Below are 17,907 nucleotides of genomic sequence, written 5' to 3' on the forward strand. Positions count from 1 at the left end.
GCAAAAATGCAAAAACTAAACTTTTGTGTAGTAGGAGTTCTCCCCCATACCTATATTTTTGTCTAAAATATAAATAATGGAAGAGCAATACTCCCGAAACAGGCTATATGTAAAAGAAGAGGAGCAGAAGATTATCAAAGATTTTTCTATATTACTTGCCGGATGCGGTATTGGAAGTAATATAGCAGAATGTGCCTTACGTTTTGGTTTTGAAAACATTACACTCGTGGATGGCGACACCATTGAATTATCTAATCTGAACAGGCAGAATTATACCTACCAGGATATTTCTTCTTATAAAGCAGAAACTTTGTATCACCGATTGAAAAGCATTAATCCGAATGCCAATATCCGTTTTCACAGTGAGTTTATTACTAAAGACAATGCAGAAGAAATCATCGGAGACCATCATATTGCTATCAATGCGCTGGATTTTTCCACGGAAATTCCAATTATTTTCGACAAGATGTGTCAGGAAAAAAATATCCCTGTTCTACATCCTTATAATCTGGGCTGGGGAGCATTGGTGATGGTCATCAGCGAAAGTATGGGATTAGAATCTTTGCAGAAAGATGAAGAAGTCTTTAATGAATTAAATGTTGTTCAGTACGTATCCAGCCATATGAGATACTGGGGAAATCCTCAGCAGTGGCTTGAAGATATTGTAGAAAGCTATATTAAAGAAAACAAACAGCTTCCTCCTCCGCAATTATCAATCGCTTCATTTCTTGCAGCAGCAAGTTGTGTAAAAATTGCTTTCAATATTGCAACAAATCAACCTGTAAAAAAGTTCCCGGAATTTTATTTAACAACTGTCAATTAACCAATTAGCAGCTATACGCAACCTTTTCATTATACTTTATCATTAGCATGTAGCCTCCTCTTTTGGAGGCTATATCGCTAAGGTCGGTTTCGCAAAGGGTTTCGACCCTTGCTATCTGATCTTGTACTGATTTTATACTACCGAGTTCATCATCAAACCATGCAATCGTTTCAATAGCATTTCTGATAATTGCAGTTAGATCCTGAAAACTATTTCCGGAAATATCAATATGATCAATGTAGTTTTGCAGTCTTCCTCCTTGCCTGTATTGAGGATAATTTTCCAGTCCCATAAATGCAAGCATCCATTCTCTGTGATACTTTCCTAATGTTTTGGTTATCCCGATATAATCTGCAATAAGCTCATCATGAAGGTTATTGGAAGCACAGCCATATCTCTTTAAGGTATACAGATGAGTACATTCATGCTCAAGTCTTATAGAGCAGGAATATGCTTTCCATTCATTTTCAGAAAGCCCAAGATCTGCTGCCTGGATATTACTGTAAGGTTTTGTGCTTACAACTATTATCTTGTCTTTGTAAAGCTCCGGATTGGGTAAAATATTTCTGGAAAACTCATTATTCCAGCTGTTTGAAGGGCAATTTTCCATCCATTCTTTTTTTAAAGAATGAATTCTTGCCCAGTTATTGATCCCATTGGCAAGAAATGCTCCCATAGACGCAGGAACCGGCGTTGGATTATTTTTATAGAGAAGGCTTTGTGCTATAACAACAAAATCCTGGCTGTCGTTTATTGAAATTACCGGAATAGTTCCTGAAATGTCTCTGTGCAGCTCAATTGATATCCCATCAGGATTATTCAAGAGCAAATGTGACTGCAAATTTTTAAAAGCATCTTTTCCTTTCAAAACAGCATTGATATAATCTTCTGTTTTATTTATTTCCGTCTCTATCGGAAAGTATAGTTGAGGATAAAAGTCTTTTAAGATCTGAAAATGGGACGCTTCTGTTTTTTGAAGATAATATTTCCAGAATTCCACACATGAACTTTCTTCAGAATCTACTGTTCTCAATCTCTCTGAAGAAAATTTATTTTGCAGATAGGTTTCAAGTTTTTCTATATTTTTAAGTACAGACATATATTCTATTTGAGCTTTAAGCGATCTGCCTTTTTGCCAATTGAGAGAAAAGTCCTTCAAGCTCCATCAGCTCATCATAGGTTCCGGTTTCAACAATCGTTCCTTTATCCATTACATAAATACGGTCTGCATTTTTAATCGTACTTAATCTGTGGGCGATGATAATACGGGTTGCCTGAAGTTTATCAAGACTTTCTGAGACAATATTCTGGGTTCTGTTATCCAGTGCACTGGTAGCTTCATCCATAAATAACAATCTTGGCTTATGAACAATTGCTCTCGCAATCATAAGACGTTGTCTTTGTCCTCCTGAGAATGTTCCTGCTCCTTCACTTACAACGGTATGCATTTCCATAGGCATTTTTTTGATGTCTTCTTCCATGCCAGCCATTCGTGCTGCTTCCCAGGCATCATCTAACGTTAATTCTGAATTTCCTACAATGTTTTGATAGATACTTCCGGACATTAAAGATCCATTTTGTAATACGACACCGATCTGCCTTCTAACCAATTCTTTATTCATTGAATCAAAAGAATCGCCATCAAAATAAATAGATCCCAGTTCAGGATACTCAAAGCCTAAAAGCAATCTCATAATGGTAGATTTACCTGAGCCTGAAGCGCCTACAAAGGCAACCATTTCACCTGGTTTAATTTTAAAAGTAACATTATTCAGGACCAGTGGCTGATCTTGATTATATCTGAAGGAAACGGAATTCATTTCTATATCTCCGGCCAGTTCTCCCGGATCCACACTTTGTTCTGCAGATTCTGTTTCTTCTTCCAAAATAGGTTTTACTCTTTCATACAGAGTAACAACATTGAGAGAGGTTATTAAGGCCATGCTCAGCTTCAGGCTGTCATTCAGGAACTGATTAAATGCTGTAATGAATGCCATAAACGCTCCTACTGTTAACATCGCAGTTGCGGTATCAGAATTAAGCACTGTATAATACAAGAAAGAGAAAAAGAAAATGCTGGTAAGAAGCGGATAAGAGGCGTTAAATGTTTCCACAAAGTTCTGATAGCTTCCTGAAACAAAACCTAATTTTTTAAGCTTGGAAAACTTATCTGCCCAAAGAGCGAAAACTCTTTTTTCTCCTCCTGTTATTCTAATTTTAGAGATACCAGATAAAAACTCAAACAGAAAGCCTTGTATTTCTCCCTGATATTTGGAAACTTCTCTATCATATTTCAATTTCAAGCAGCCAATAGTAATCATAAAAACAACAGCAATAAGGCCTAATATTACACCTATCACCGCTAGTTTTGAATCATAATAAAAGAGAAGCGCAAGGTTCACAAAAGAAAATGCCCCACTCAATACTGCTGTCATCAATGTGCTTGAAACAATCTGACGGATTGCATTGATGCTTAAAACTCTGTTGGTAAGATCTCCTGCACTAAACTTTTTGTAAAATGTAACAGGCAACCTCAGCATGTGGTCCATAACACCTGCTTGTAAATTAATACTGGATTTGGTTTCCAGTCTTTGCTGCAGAACTCCTTTAGCCAGATTTAATCCAGCTGTTATCATGGCCATCATAATCATAATGGAAAAGATTTCGACATGAAGAGATCTGTCTGCTGTAGGAATGACATCATCATACATCATTCCAGATAAGATGGGTACTAATAAACCCATCATACTTCCCGCTAAGGCAGCAAAAATTAATAATTTGGCATCTTTTCTGACTCCTTTTGTAGCGAAACGGGCTACTTTCTTTATAGAATTCATTTTTCCGTCAAATCCAGAGAAGAACATATAGCCAATTGGCTCTAATGTTTCGGCAATCTCATTATTAACGGTGGATTCTATACCTGTAGATAAGTTTTTTATAATATAGCTGTTGGATGTTGCCTGCAATAAAGCTACCGGTGTTTTATCTTTTTTAGTAAATGCTAACAGATGTCCGTTTTCATCTTTCCACCAGGTTCCCCTCAGGATAATTTTCCTTATTCTTATTTTAGAACTTTTGGCTATGGCATATAATTGATTCGTAACACTATTTTCGTAAGATTCTATATGTTTGGGCTCATCCATTTTAAATCCGGACTGCTCTCCGATTAACCGACAGGTAGAAAAAAGAATATTTTTTTTATTAAATAGGGTTGAATTCTGGATGTGAACCTGTTCATCATTACCTGCTACTATAGACCTTATTTTCTGCAATGTAGCCCTGATTCCCTCTTCTTCTATTAAAAGTTTTTCATGAAAATGTTTACTTTCTTCCTGTTTCTGAGTCTCTATAATGGTATTAAGCTGGTTGTAAAAATGTTCTTCCAGTTTTGTTAATGAAAGCAAAAAATAAATTTCATCCTGAAGGACTTCTCTTGTACTTAATACCTTTACTTCAGCATCATCACTTAGCGCTTTGACCCACAGTTTATTAGACACCGGAGTAAGAAATCCCGGAAGTTTATCATAACTGATATTTGTACTTTCTGCATATATGTTTACTTCGCCTTTCAAAATATGGATCCAATTAATTCCACTTGACGGGAAGGCAACACTATTTTTTTCTAATGGAGTTATTTTATAATCATCCAATGCCTTGTAAACTCTGGGGCTATTGCTGTTGCATACGATAGAAGTTGTTTTTGAGATCCACCTGTTCATCATATTCTTTAAAAAGAAATGATCCATCTCCAGTAGGTTGCTTTTATCAATAGGCAGCAGCCTGGCATCATTTGAAAAGGCAATAAGCCTTGTGTTATTTTCAATATTGCTTTCTGTTAACAAGCTGAATATTATTTCTCCTTTCTGCACTGTGTAAAAGTGCTTTAACGGGATAAGATAATTCCCCTCTTCATCAACTTTAGTATAGAATACATTTACCTCACCGGAAAGTACCATCCAAAATTTGTTGATATCATTCAGGGTAAAAGGGTTTTCAACATTTATATATATCTTTTCTTTTACGGGCATGGTATTAGATTTTATTTCGTTTCAATTAATTTGGAGTAAGCACCATTTCGTTTCATCAGTTCATGGTGTGTTCCTCTTTCTACTATTTTTCCATATTCCATTACGATAATCTCATCACAATCAATAATTGTACTCAGCCTGTGAGCCACAATCAGACAGGTACACCCTCTTTTTTTAATATTATCCATAACGACTTTTTCTGCTGTAGGATCTAAAGCGCTGGTGGCTTCATCCATTATCAGAATTGAGGGATTGGTAGCCAGGGCTCTTGCAATTTCCAAACGTTGTCTCTGTCCGCCACTAAAGTTGGATCCTCCTTCTAAAACAGAGCTGTCATAAGCATCACTTCTGGATGCAATTACATCATGAATAGCGGCATCTCTGGCAGATTGAATAATACTTTTATCAGATATTGTGGTATCCCAAAAAGAAATATTTTCTTTGATTGTCCCATTGAAAATGAGGACGTCCTGATCTATTACCGCTAATGATTCTGTAATAATATTTCTTGGTATTTCTTCTTTATTTTTTCCATCAAGCAAAATTTCGCCTGTCCAGGGTTTATGTAATCCGGATGCTATTTTAGCAACTGTTGATTTTCCGCTTCCTGATCCTCCCACCAGGGCAACTCTGTTTCCGGGCTTTAACTTTAAGTTGAAATTCTCTATAAGAGCGGGTAATGTTGTATTATAACCAAAGGTGACATTTTTCATTTCAAAATATCCCACCAGCTTATTGTCCATTTCAGTTTTAACTACAGGTGTTCCACCATGAACTTCTTTAAACTGATCATCCACTTCATAATTGATAACATCATCTATTCTGTTCATATCACTTTCTGTTTCGTGCAGCATTGCTCCTACAGAAATCAACTGATTAACCGGTGAGATAAAATTGCTCATCAGGTAGGTGAAAGCTACCAATGCACCAAGAGTCATCTCTCCGTCCATAATCCTTAATGCTCCTACTCCTAAAATTAATGTAGTGGTAAGGGAGGTAACAAGCGGAGGAATTGCATTAAGCCTGATAGTCAGCCATCCAAGTTCTTGCTGTGCATTCATTACTTTTGCAAGATATCCTACCCAATTGGTAAAAAAATCATTTTCTCTTCCGGATGCTTTCAGGGTTTCGATCATACTGATTCCAGATGTTGTAGTTCCCAGCAGCTTACCATTTTCATTACTCAGACGTCTGTTACCATCTTTTCTTGCGGTAGAAACATATCTTAACACCAATACATTGATTCCTGCCATAAAAATCCCTATCAGAGTTAAGGGAATATCATAGGAAAACATCAAAAAGGCATAAAAAATAACTACAATTACATTCAGTGCGGCATTGGCAAGATCTCCACTTAATAATTTGGCAACTTTATCATTAAGAGAAACTCTATTCCCAATTTCTCCGCTATAACGTTGGGTAAAAAAGACGATTGGTAAATGAAATACATGCCACAAAAATTTGCTGGAAGTGGTAAGGGCGAGCTTTGTTTCCAACTTCAAAAGATAATATTGCTGGATATATACCAATACAGAGTTCACTATTAAAACACCTCCCATAATAAGAAGTAATGGCATCACAAATCCTGAATATCCATTAATCAAATATTTATCTATAAATATTTTGATAAAAGATGGGATAACCAACCCTGGAATCACCAGGAATAGGCTGGCTAGTATAAGATAGATAATACTCAGCTTAGAATTGGATATTCTGGCTGCTAAAGAAGACATTAATCCTCTTTTTTCGTTTCCTTTTTCAAATTTTTCACCTGGATTAAAGGTAAGTACTACCCCTGTATAAGCTTCATCAAACTCATCATGCGTGACCTGATATCTTCCTTGTGCCGGATCACTTAAATATACTTTTTTCTTTGTAAACCCTTCTAAAACCAAAAAGTGGTTGAAATTCCAAAAGATAATAGAAGGGGTCTGAATTTGCATTAATTTCTCAATGGATTTTGAATATCCTTTTGCTTCAAGCCCGAATTCTTTGGCTGCTTTGATAATATTGGTTGCTTTTAATCCGTCTCGGGATACTCCGCAGGCAATTCTTAATTTTTCCAGTGGAACAAATTTACCATGATGTCCTAAAATAATACTTAATGCCGCAGCTCCGCACTCTACACTTTCCATCTGCAAAACTGTAGGAACTTTTACGGGCTTTGCCAGTTTTCCTATCACAAAATTTGTATTCTTTTCCATCCGTAAAACTCGATTATTAGTATAGATCAAAAAACTTCTTAAATGCTGGAACTACAATAGTAGCGGGGGGTTCCTGTTTTATTGTAATTTTCCCATTACATGATGTTCCTTCTTTTATTGAAATATTGGGTCCTTTGGCAGAAGTCCATTTGAAACCGCTATAGGATTTAGGATCCTTCTCAAATTCTACATGCACTTCAAACAGAGGTCCTGAGGATAATAACCCTTTAGCCAGCTGATCATTTTTTACTGAAGTCATCATCCCTCGTTCAGTAATAGGGAAGTCAGAAACATAGGTTACTTTTCCTTCCATAAATCCATACTCCTGAGGTTGTACAGTAGAAGGAACAACAAGGGCTTCCATTCCTTTCTTAATTTTTTTTCCATCCTGAGAAGGGATGTATAATACTCCTTTGAGTACGGCAAAGTTTTCCGTCCCTTTATTTTTCAATTTAAATAATGGTGTTCCTGCGCCTACAACTCCTCCTGCATCTGTTAAAACTTCCACAACTTCTCCGTCATAAGGGCTTTTAATTTTATTCTGAGTTTCATATCTTTCCGATAAAAACTGAAGATTCCTTTCTGCTTCTGAAATACGTTGATTTTGCAATGTAATTTTTTGTTGCAAATCAAAACCCAGATTATGCTGCTGGCTTGACGCTTCGGCCATTTGTCCTTTTAATCTTTCTATTGTGTTTTTTGAGGCATCGATCTGTTGTTTCGTACCAGCTACCTGAGATTTAATAATAAGTCCTTTATTCAGTAGGTTATTCTCAGACTCTAGTTGGCTGTAAAGGAAAGCAAGCTTTTTCTTTTCAGCTTCTATTTCTCCCTGAATACTAACTCTGTTCTGGTTAATTAACTTTCCTTCAAGCTGATTTCCCTGACTACCATATGCCATTAGTTTTCCCATCTCAAATTTTCTATCTGAGAGTACGGCCTTGGCATCTTCGATTTGCTGATAAAGCTCGGGCTGCTGAATAGTAGCAATAATATCTCCTTTTTTCACATCATCCCCGATAGAGACATGAAGCTTAACAAGCTGACCCTGAGAGGTAGCAACTACTTCATGTACTTCTCCTCCAAGGACCACTCCGGTAGCATCCAATTTTGTTTTTACGGTACCCATTACTGCCCAGCAAATTCCTGTTACTAATGCAACAAAAACCGTAAAAAGGGCAATCCAAGCTTTTGGTCCCGTAACTTTTATGAGCTGATCTAATTTCTCCGGAGTAGATAGTTTTTCTAATGCCGACTTTCTAAAAAACCCTGCTGACATAATTTTAATATTTAATAATTAGCTATGTTTGGTATCGTGTAAAAAACATTCTGACTCAAAGTAAATCCTTTATCTCCCTGAGATATCAACGTTCCTGTTTCATGTCTCAGATTAATAATGGCATTGGCAAATTGCTGATACGCCTGGAGATATTCCAATTCTGAGGATGTAAGCCTTTCCTGAAATAAAATGACGTTGAGAATTGTTGTGAGCCCTGCCTGCAACTTTACCTGTTCGTTATTAAAAGCATCTTTGTAAGAATTAAGCGCTTCTTTTGCTCTTTCTAACACAACAACACTGTTATCAAGTGTATTGATAGCATTACTGATGTTCAGCTCAATGTTCCTTTGCAGATTATCATTTGAAATTTTCTGATCATTCAAGGCCACGAGACTTTTAGCATAATTTCCTTTTGCCAGGTTATTATTGACAGGAAAAGTAAATGTGAGCTTAGCACCAGCGCCTAAATTCCTTCCTTCATTATTAGTGAATGAAGAAAATGTTTTGTCGATTCCATTTCCGGCAATGGCACTCCCATAGAAAACAAAACCGGTAAGATCCAATTGGGGCTTTGTATTGTTTTCTGCGAGTTTATACTGCATTTCCAAAGCATCAGAAATTTTTTCGACAGCTTTGAGATCACCTCTTTTTTCTTTAGCTATTTTTATCAGACTACTTCTGTCAAGTCCTTCTCTGTATTGGGATTCAGCAATAGCAGGAAATTCATTGGAAGGAGCATCCAGCTGGAGACTTTCTTCATTACTTAATCCAATTACCCGTCCCAGATTTATCCTTGCTGCATACAAATTTTGTTCAGCAAGAGCGGTCAGTTTTTCCTGATTAGAAAGGTCTGCATTTACCTGGGCTAAATCTCCGGCAGGTTTTTTATCTGCTTTTATAAGCTCTCTTGTAACGTCCATTACATTTCTTACCCGGCTTTCATTTTCCTTATAAATTTCTAAACTTTTATAAGCCAGATAGTAATTCCAGTACGCTTTACCTATTTGCAGAATGGTATATGAATTATTAAATTCATTATTGCTTTTAGTATTTTCTATATACAGCTGCGAAACTCTTTCTGACAGAGTAGTAACTTCTTTACCTCTTCCTCTTAATAAAGGTTGTGTCAATGAAAAATTGACAGACCCCAGGTGATTTCCCCAGAAAGGCCCAACAAGTTGGTTAAAGCTGTCATAAGGAAAGTTATTATTATTAAAACCATATTTAAGACTTATGTCTGTTATTTGCCCTGTTCTTAATTTTTTACGTACTCCGGCTGAAAAATCCAGGGTGTTTGTCTTTAAAAATTTATCTACGTACTGATTTCTTGTATCAGCATCGAAAAGCGTGTATCGGTTATGTTTAACAGAAAGTTCAGAAAACAGATTGATATCAAATACGCTTCTCTGGATCTGAAAATCACCTTCTGCATCCTGGATCGTATAACCACTTCTGATGATGTCCGGGTTTTTTTCAAACGCAATATTCGAAATGGTTACCAAATCGCTGCTTATCTTTGACTGTCCATAGAAATTAGTGATCCCGATCCCTGTAAATAATAAACAGATAAATTTATAAAGTCTCATTTTAACAATGAATTAATTCTAGAATTAAACTTCTGAAAATCTGTGAAGTATCTGTCCAAAACGAGCTCCTGCATTGGCAACACCATCCAATACATTCATGTCTATAAGGTCTTCCTCCTCAGGATTCCCATACCCTAACTGGTCTGTTGTTTTACGTAATCTGTTCGAAAGAAATAATGCCAGTGCGTAATAGAAATTGGATCTGAATTCAGGATTTTCTGCCATTCTGGAACTTATTGTATCACGAGAAATCTGATATATTACCGATGGCCTCGTTACCACCACAGAAACGGATGGCGGCCTTGATTCCAGAAAAGACATTTCTCCGACAATTTCTCCTGCTTCCAGGGTCGCAATACTGTCTCCATTGCTGTTATCAGCATATATGGATAACTGCCCTGATAAAACAATAAATAAACTATCTATTGATTCACCTTTATTAATCAGTGTATAGCCAATGGGTAGTTCTAATTTACTTCCATTATGAATCATCCATTCCACATCTCTGTCATTTAATTGACCTAAGAAAAAAAGTACTCTTTTCATAATTATATTTCTTTTACGGTTATGCTAAATTATTTTGTTTTACGCTGATAGTTTCGCCAAAAAAACTGCTATTCCTGACGTTTATTTATTTTTTGCAAAGAATTATACAATCCTTTATAATCTGTTATCACACGATTGTTACTCTCCTCTGTCGATTTAATCTCTTCCTCCTTATTCATCCTCTGGGGTTTTACCGGGATGTTGATGTACAAATAATCCGGATCTGATTGATCGGTTACTTTAATTTTCTTACCCATAGGAGTTTTTTTTCCAAAGAATTTCTCTAAAGCTTCTTCCGGATTTTCTATTAAATACTTTTTGAAATCTTCATTTTCCCAAGCTTCAGAAATAATTCTAAAAAATGCTTCCTGTCCTTTCTTTTGTTCTTCTGTTAAGTTCATATTTTTGTTTTATACCTGTTATTCTAAAGAGTTTATGAGTTCTTTAGGGGTAATATTATATTGATCTGCAAATAATCTGGAAAAGTAATGCACATCATTATACCCTACTGCATATGCAATTTGAGAGATAGATTTTTGTATATAGTCATCTATCATCTGTTTAGCTTTATGAAGTCGCAAGACTCTTATATATTTATTGGGAGTCAGATACACCAGATTCGCAACCTTTCGGTGTAACTGCCTTTCACTCACGGCCATTTTATAGGAAAGTTCATAAAGGTTCAATTCATTCTGGTTCAAAGAGCCAAAAATTTCTTTTTCTAAGTTGACAAGCCAATCTTGATCTACTTTTGCTATTTTCTGGGGATTAATCTCGTCTGTGCACAACCCGCGAACATTTTCATTGGATTCGTAGATATCAAAAATTTCCGGCCGGCCACGAAATGTCAGATTCAATGTTTTTGCCTTTGTTTTCAGCATCATTTCTTCAATGATGTCACTTATTTCCTTGCTGCTTGAAAATATGATTTCATCCTTTTTTTCTTTATGATGTAAAGCTGTGCTCTTGCTTACTGTAATGATATTCTCTAGCGGGTTTTTAATGTTCAGGATAATCTGTTCCAAGACATCAGGAGAATTCCAGTCTATCGTTTTTGTTGTATTCATTTTAAAAGGGGGATTTTATTTAAACAGTTTTGTAATTTCATTTTAGCTAACCAGATATCTGTTAGCATCATAAAAACCTTTTAGCCCTTCATAATTCATGGATACAGGAATGGTTTCGGATCCAAGATAATTAATAGAATCACCTATCACATCTGCTTTTATACCCATCAGGTTCATTACTCTTAAAAGCTTGCTGTCGCATTCTGCAAATGCAATACTATTTTTGTCATTACAAATTGGGGTAATGGCAGAGACCATTAATCTTTTAAACAATGTACGGTCCTGATTGGTTTTGTTCGTTGCAAATCTTCCAATATGCCATACTGAAGAAGCATTTTGGGAACAACCAATATCTAAAGGATTGATATTGAATAGTTTTTGAATAGGAAGTGTTGTTTTGTAATCCCACTTAATTACTCTTATAGAGCCCTGAATGCTTCCCATTGTATCTTTTACAATAAAAATTTCAGAATTTTTGAAATAGCTTAATTCTTCATTATATACATCTTTCACGTCATTTTGAATTTCCATTTCTGGTATGACATTATCAGAATGATGATTGAAGTTTTCTTCTACTACAAATTGAGCGAGCTCTGCGAGCTGCTCCAGCTCTAACTGATTTAAGTAATTTTGTGTAATTCTCATGGCTTAGTTGTTTTTAACAAATCTAGTTGGCAGGGATGTCAATTCCACTACACCATATTGTAGTATTCAACTGATAACCAAACAACTACACTTTGGTGTAGTAATCCGGTTTTTCTTTATAAAAACTTAATCCCCATTTAGGGATTTAAATAAATAACCATGATTTAATGTGAAAAAGAAAAATTTTACACCATAATACCACTTATTATGTTCATTTTATATTATTTTTGTATAAAACTGACAAAATAAGCATGGATGAAAAGGATTCTTTCTTTAATCATAGGAATACAATAAGCAGCGTAACGGAAGAGGAGAAGGAACAACAATTCAGTTATCTGGAATCGATTAAGGCATTTTCAAGAGCCACCTACACAAGTATTTATGTAATTGACTATATGAAGCAGGGGTTTGAGTATGTTTCGGACAACCCGCTTTTTCTTTGTGGCAATACTCCAGAACAAGTATTGGAGATGGGATATGCTTTTTATTTTAAATATGTTCCTCAAAAGGACCTGGAACTCTTGTTAAAGATCAATTCTGTAGGATTTGATTTTTATGATAAGATTCCTCTTGAAAAAAGGCTGGATTATACCATTTCTTATGATTTTCATATTATAAACAAGGAAAATAAAAAGATCTTGGTTAATCAAAAATTAACGCCTTTATTTCTTAATAAGGATGGAAAAATATGGAAGGCAGTATGTCTTATTTCCATATCTTCAGAGAGAGACTCCGGGAATATTAAAATATATCAAAACGGAGAAAATAAAGTCTATCATTACAGGTTGGATCAAGATATATGGGAAGCTGAAAAAAAAGCTGTTTTATCCAAAAGAGAACTGGAAATCTTACAGCTTTGTGCAAGAGGCTTCACAATCAATGATATAGCAAAAGCTATATTTATTTCTCCGGATACGGTAAAGTTCCATCGAAGAAAATTATTTGAAAGACTGGAGGTAAGCAGTATTACGGAAGCTATTGCCTATGCTACCAACAATAAATTGATTTAGTGTAAGAAGATCTCCCGTATAATTTGATAAACAGGGCAATAAAAATAATATCGTAAGAATAAGCTCTTTTTTCCCGGATGTATTTTCTGATACAAAGATTATGTCTGGTGAAAAATTCTTTCTGCGAAAAACAAAAACCTCTTATCTAAAATGAATACTCCATGGTTTAAAGAAAACCGGTGGATAGAAGTGTTTTGGCTATTAACGGCACAATAATGATCTTGCGTTACAACTTATAAAGAGCTATTTTTTTTCAAATATTGTGAAGTTTCAACAAGTTCATACTTAGGACTTCTTTTTAAGAACTCATTAAGAAACGCCGTGTGAGTAGCGCCCATAATGATCAGAACCCGATCATCTTTTGTAACAGGAAGCTGGTTTAAGTTTGAAAATATTCTTAAATTTCTTTTATAAAATTTACTTGCTTCATCTGCTCCTTCAAAATTTCCTTTAGTGCTGTTATAAGTTAAAATATCAGCATTAATGTTAATCAAACCTTCTAAAGTCTCTTTTGAATTGAAAAAAATTAATTTTTCTAACGTCGATAAACTTTCAACTTTAGCAAATTTTTTAAAAAGGTTAAGCTTATAGTTCCTGGAGGTCAAACTGTCTACTTGATTTTTCAATTCTTCTCCAATATTATAATTGTACATTGCCGTTTCCTTATCATCAATTCCATAGATTGTTTTTACCCCTGAAATTTTTGCCACTTTATAGGCTAATGCTTCTATTTCACCCTTATACTTGGTCTTATATTTTCCGTCATTTAAAAAATTAGAATAATCTTTATTGAGATCTTCATTATTATTCGGAATGATTTCTACACAAATCATTGTCGGTTTAAAATCTGCCAACATATTAATTATAGCATCAATCTCAACATTGCTCTTGTCTGAGTCGTATTTTACCTTGTTGGCATCACTAGTATTTCCCATATGGAATACCCCTAAGTTCAAAACTTTAGATTTTTGTCCAAACAGATTAAAACAACCCAATACTATGATTAATAATATAATTTTTCTTATTTTCATAACTTTAAATGGTGTTTAGCTATAAATATCTACCTAAGCTGTTCAAGTATTACTTTCTTCTGGAACTCCAGATCCTCCTGAGAAAGCTTGTTTAATTTTCTTCCGATGTTTTCTACCGCACTAAGCTCAAAAAAATCTTTTACAACCCCGTATTCTGTGTGTAAATCTCTGGATGATGTATTCACCTCAAAATAAGGAATATCTCCTCTTAACATTTGAGCGATTTCATGTTGTAGAATAAAACGTAAATCAGAGTCTTCAGGAATATCTTTAAAAGCAATGGAAAGATAATCTTCAATTCTTTGTGTGTATTTTTTCCTGTCCTTTTGATTGTTTGGTAAATTCATGACGTTTAAAATTTTACCATATACATTGGTCGAACGCCATATATACCTCACAGGAAGGTTATTGAATTTTTGAATGGGTGAACGATCAGATAGTAAAAATGCTTTTTCACTTAGAAACAGGTTATAACATTTTTCAAAACCTGATATAAATTGATCGGAATATTCATCCACGAACACATTCTTACCGTTCAATGTGGGAATATTATTCTGAATATAATCTACTTTGACTGATTTATATTCCATTTTCCAGTCTTTTGTAAATTTATTGACCCCTTCTTTTTTGGTAACAAAGGCATGTGTGTTTTTTGAATATCCCAAACCACACATCCCTGCCGGAATAAATTTCGCGTCATTCCCAAAAGGTAAAAGTGCACAAGTAATGACAGTATCCTGTTTATCTATATTTTCTAAATTAAGGGTATCAAAGGATTTGAAATTATCTCTCAGATGTTCCGAAATCTGTGGCTGTATTGAAGTTTCATGATCAATAACTACAGGTGTATCGCCATTGGCGATAAGATTTTCAGCATGAAAATCAGTAGAATTTAAAAGATAAAGAATACACAATAAGTATCCGGCTCTTTCATAATAACTCTTTATTTCATTTTCCGAATTGCATGGTTTTCCCAATACAAATTCCTGCCAGTGATACTCTTTTTTATTGAGTATCTGATATTTGTAATCACCCAGAGATAGGTGACTATTAATCCAGTCCAGGAATTGAAAAAGAGAATTGGAAATTGCCGCATTAGTAGGCTTGAAAACCAATTTATTTCCGTTTTCTAAAAAAACCATAGAGGTTGAAAAACCATTATGAAAATCACCTTCCCCTATTTTAATGTCCTGAACTGCAATAGATTCATTTTCAATTAACAGATGGTCAAATAATTCTGCAGAACAATCCTTATATGATTCAATGATCTTGGTGTATTGATTGTGAATTTTATTTTTCTGCAGAGGTAAGTACTCGTCCAAAACAGGAAATTGACGACGAATGTTTTGCCAGTTATCTTTTATTAAATATTCAAAGAAATCTTCAAAAGTTGATTCATTATTATTTCTAATAAATTCAGGCAGCATCCTTGTGATATTTCTCTCATAAACAGAGCATAGATAAGAAGTCATTCTATCTTCAACAAAGGTGGGCTCTTTTAAAGTGGAATTGGTCATTTTCTATTAGTTTTTTACTATTTATACCGTTCTTAAAGACTTTTCTTTTCTAAATGGATTCAATGCGCTTCAGATCATTTGTACCACAAGAAATTTTAAATAACAGAAATGATTTTAAATAAATAAAAAGAGAATGTGCATTCTCTTTTTATTTATTTGTTCAGTTTTACATGAAAAATACTATCCGATTGTAGTTCCAGTATCTTCAGTCAAACCGTTTCCAAAGCAGCTTAAGAACTGGCAGCTTCCGATTGGAACTGTTTTACCACCTGCAACCATTCCTAATTCTTCTTCTGATAATTCAAATTCTTCAATATCACCTCCAAATAGAGCATATGAAAGATATGATAGGTTGATGTAGTAAGTATCATTGTCTACTTGATCTACAACTACGATTTTTTTGTTCCCTCCAAGAGTAAAATCTGAATGAAGTTCTTTAATTGCCTCAACAGGGTTGTTTACTAATCTTGCTTTGTAATCTGCATCGTTTAAAGCTTTAAACATTACTTCTCTAACTAGTTCTTTTTTCTCTTCTGAGATTGCTTGATAACTCATAATTTTTGATTTTTTAAATGTTAATATTAATTTTTTTGATTATTTATTTATTGTGTCTAGATTATACTATTTCTGCGGATGGTTCAGTGATACTACCTCCAAAACAGCTTAAGAACTGGCAACTTCCGATTGGAACTGTTTTACCACCTGCAACCATTCCTAATTCTTCTTCTGATAATTCAAACTCTTCAATGTCTCCTCCAAATAAAGCAAATGAAAGATATGATAGGTTGATGTAGTAGGTATCATTATCTACCTGGTCTACAACAGCGATTTTTTTGTTTCCTCCAAGAGTAAAGTCCGGGTGCAATTCTTTGATTGCCTCAATAGGGTTACTTACTAATCTTGCTTTATAAGCTGCATCATTTAAAGCTTTGAACATAACGTCTCTAACTAGTTCTTTTTTCTCTTCCGAGATGGCTTGATAACTCATAATTTAAATTTTTAAGTTTTAATGTTTATTTTATTTTTATAATCTTTATTTTAGGTGCATACTGCTCCGGAGAAAGCTTTTCCAAGCGCCTTCCAGACAACAATTATGACTTATATGATAGGTGATTCTTTTAGTTAAAAACTAAAGAGATATCTTTTAATAATCCCCCGGGAGTTTGTTTCCATGGATAGGAATAAACTAGAGAAAAGGGGCTTAAGGATGGAGAGATATTTTGATTCTATGGCTTTATCTTTCCATTTATTAATTTGTACTTCATCAAACTTTTGGAATGAGTAAAGGGAAAATTTCATATCAAAGAATTGTAATATCAGTTGTATCTCCGGATCTTTTATTTTGTTTCCTTTAATTCCGGCAAATGCTAATGAAAAAAGCCTTTGTTCGTCTTCATTATTTTTCGTCAAGGTGATAATCGCTTTTATAACGATAGCTACCGTTTGACAGACATTAATCACCTCACTTTCTTTTTCAATGTTAAAATTATTTGTCCAATGACCTACAGTGTAGTCAAATTTGTCTCCATCAATTAAATATTTTAACATATCATTACACAGGCTGCATGCGCGATCTACTTCATTAAATAAGAGATGGGTCTTGATTATATTTTGTATCTGCAGGGTTTTATGTGTAAATAATTCAGGGTACTTTCCCAAAAGATAATCATCATTTTGAATAGCTAAATGAGAGTAGTGAACTGATTTTTCATAATTATTCAATTTATAATGATAGAGTGCCATTATTGGATAATACCCCATTTGTAAAATGGCCTTTTCATTCTCATTAAGGTCTAAGGTCGTTATACATTGATTTATCTTCGTACACGTCTCTTCGGATCTTATATCTTTTTTTTGTAATTCGATGGCTAGGTTGGAGAACAATAAAAATAATTCATTGGTTATCTCAACATTCTGTGTTCTTACCTCCTGGTCAATAAGTTCAGTTAATTTTTCTCTGGTTAATTTTTCCAATTTTAACAGTGGCATGTCTTCCTTTTGAAACATAATCTCGAGAAAACTATTTATTGTTTGCATAGAATACTTTGAATGTAATGGTCTTTCCAAAGTGTTTTCTAAATTCCGACTAACCATCATACTATTAAAATTACATGTTAAAATTATTTTTAAGTTCTCACTGTTATTTATTCTGAGCAGTCATGGACTAACAA

The 17,907-nt window shown here is 34.5% G+C and carries 16 protein-coding genes; 2 read left to right on the plus strand and 14 right to left on the minus strand.

Annotation, left to right across the window (positions count from 1 at the left end; genetic code table 11):
- Positions 1-76: 76 nt before the first annotated feature.
- Positions 77-823 (plus strand): ThiF family adenylyltransferase, encoded by a 747-nt coding sequence (locus FB551_RS15405; protein ID WP_047426344.1) that lies wholly within the window; start codon positions 77-79, stop codon positions 821-823.
- A 4-nt stretch (positions 824-827) separates the two neighbouring features.
- Here FB551_RS15405 and FB551_RS15410 read toward each other — a convergent pair whose 3' ends face one another.
- The 9 genes from FB551_RS15410 to FB551_RS15450 form a co-directional block, all read right to left on the minus strand.
- Entirely contained in the window at positions 828-1,922 is a 1,095-nt protein-coding gene (locus FB551_RS15410; RefSeq protein WP_142018157.1) for a DUF7005 family protein, read from the minus strand.
- 16 nt (positions 1,923-1,938) lie between these two features.
- On the minus strand, positions 1,939-4,851 hold the full coding sequence (locus tag FB551_RS15415; protein ID WP_142018158.1) for an NHLP bacteriocin export ABC transporter permease/ATPase subunit: 2,913 nt from the start codon (positions 4,849-4,851) through the stop codon (positions 1,939-1,941).
- An 11-nt stretch (positions 4,852-4,862) separates the two neighbouring features.
- Positions 4,863-7,055 carry an NHLP family bacteriocin export ABC transporter peptidase/permease/ATPase subunit gene (locus FB551_RS15420; protein ID WP_082001886.1) on the minus strand — a complete coding sequence of 731 codons (2,193 nt, stop codon included), beginning with the start codon at positions 7,053-7,055 and terminating at the stop codon, positions 4,863-4,865.
- Positions 7,056-7,071: 16 nt separating this feature from the next.
- On the minus strand, positions 7,072-8,334 hold the full coding sequence (locus FB551_RS15425; protein WP_142018159.1) for an NHLP bacteriocin system secretion protein: 1,263 nt from the start codon (positions 8,332-8,334) through the stop codon (positions 7,072-7,074).
- 11 nt (positions 8,335-8,345) lie between these two features.
- The gene (locus FB551_RS15430; RefSeq protein WP_142018160.1) at positions 8,346-9,920 is read right to left on the minus strand and encodes a TolC family protein; all 1,575 of its coding nucleotides are present in this window, start codon (positions 9,918-9,920) and stop codon (positions 8,346-8,348) included.
- A 24-nt stretch (positions 9,921-9,944) separates the two neighbouring features.
- Positions 9,945-10,466 carry a cyclic nucleotide-binding domain-containing protein gene (locus tag FB551_RS15435; protein ID WP_047426351.1) on the minus strand — a complete coding sequence of 174 codons (522 nt, stop codon included), beginning with the start codon at positions 10,464-10,466 and terminating at the stop codon, positions 9,945-9,947.
- Between the two features lie 68 nt (positions 10,467-10,534).
- The gene (locus tag FB551_RS15440; RefSeq protein ID WP_142018161.1) at positions 10,535-10,867 is read right to left on the minus strand and encodes a hypothetical protein; all 333 of its coding nucleotides are present in this window, start codon (positions 10,865-10,867) and stop codon (positions 10,535-10,537) included.
- 18 nt (positions 10,868-10,885) lie between these two features.
- The gene (locus FB551_RS15445; protein ID WP_047426355.1) at positions 10,886-11,533 is read right to left on the minus strand and encodes a helix-turn-helix transcriptional regulator; all 648 of its coding nucleotides are present in this window, start codon (positions 11,531-11,533) and stop codon (positions 10,886-10,888) included.
- Positions 11,534-11,575: 42 nt separating this feature from the next.
- The gene (locus tag FB551_RS15450; protein WP_047426357.1) at positions 11,576-12,178 is read right to left on the minus strand and encodes a hypothetical protein; all 603 of its coding nucleotides are present in this window, start codon (positions 12,176-12,178) and stop codon (positions 11,576-11,578) included.
- Between the two features lie 251 nt (positions 12,179-12,429).
- On the opposite strand from FB551_RS15450, the gene FB551_RS15455 reads away from it, so the two are divergent.
- Positions 12,430-13,188: a response regulator transcription factor gene (locus FB551_RS15455; protein WP_047426359.1), complete on the plus strand. Its 759-nt coding sequence runs from the start codon at positions 12,430-12,432 to the stop codon at positions 13,186-13,188.
- 233 nt (positions 13,189-13,421) lie between these two features.
- Here the strand turns inward: FB551_RS15455 and FB551_RS15460 are convergent, their stop codons facing one another.
- The 5 genes from FB551_RS15460 to FB551_RS15480 form a co-directional block, all read right to left on the minus strand.
- On the minus strand, positions 13,422-14,219 hold the full coding sequence (locus FB551_RS15460; RefSeq protein WP_185150218.1) for a DUF5694 domain-containing protein: 798 nt from the start codon (positions 14,217-14,219) through the stop codon (positions 13,422-13,424).
- 29 nt (positions 14,220-14,248) lie between these two features.
- Positions 14,249-15,736, minus strand: a complete 1,488-nt coding sequence (gene lanM, locus FB551_RS15465; RefSeq protein WP_142018162.1) for a type 2 lanthipeptide synthetase LanM — start codon at positions 15,734-15,736, stop codon at positions 14,249-14,251.
- Positions 15,737-15,916: 180 nt separating this feature from the next.
- Positions 15,917-16,291, minus strand: coding sequence for a hypothetical protein (locus FB551_RS15470; protein ID WP_047426363.1), 375 nt, complete (start codon positions 16,289-16,291; stop codon positions 15,917-15,919).
- A 61-nt stretch (positions 16,292-16,352) separates the two neighbouring features.
- A complete protein-coding gene (locus FB551_RS15475) occupies positions 16,353-16,724 on the minus strand; it encodes a hypothetical protein (protein ID WP_047426365.1) in 372 nt (123 codons plus the stop codon).
- 134 nt (positions 16,725-16,858) lie between these two features.
- A complete protein-coding gene (locus FB551_RS15480; RefSeq protein ID WP_142018163.1) occupies positions 16,859-17,725 on the minus strand; it encodes a hypothetical protein in 867 nt (288 codons plus the stop codon).
- Positions 17,726-17,907 lie beyond the last annotated feature (182 nt).

Origin of the sequence: Chryseobacterium aquifrigidense, assembly GCF_006716485.1 — a bacterium.
GTDB lineage: Bacteria > Bacteroidota > Bacteroidia > Flavobacteriales > Weeksellaceae > Chryseobacterium > Chryseobacterium vietnamense.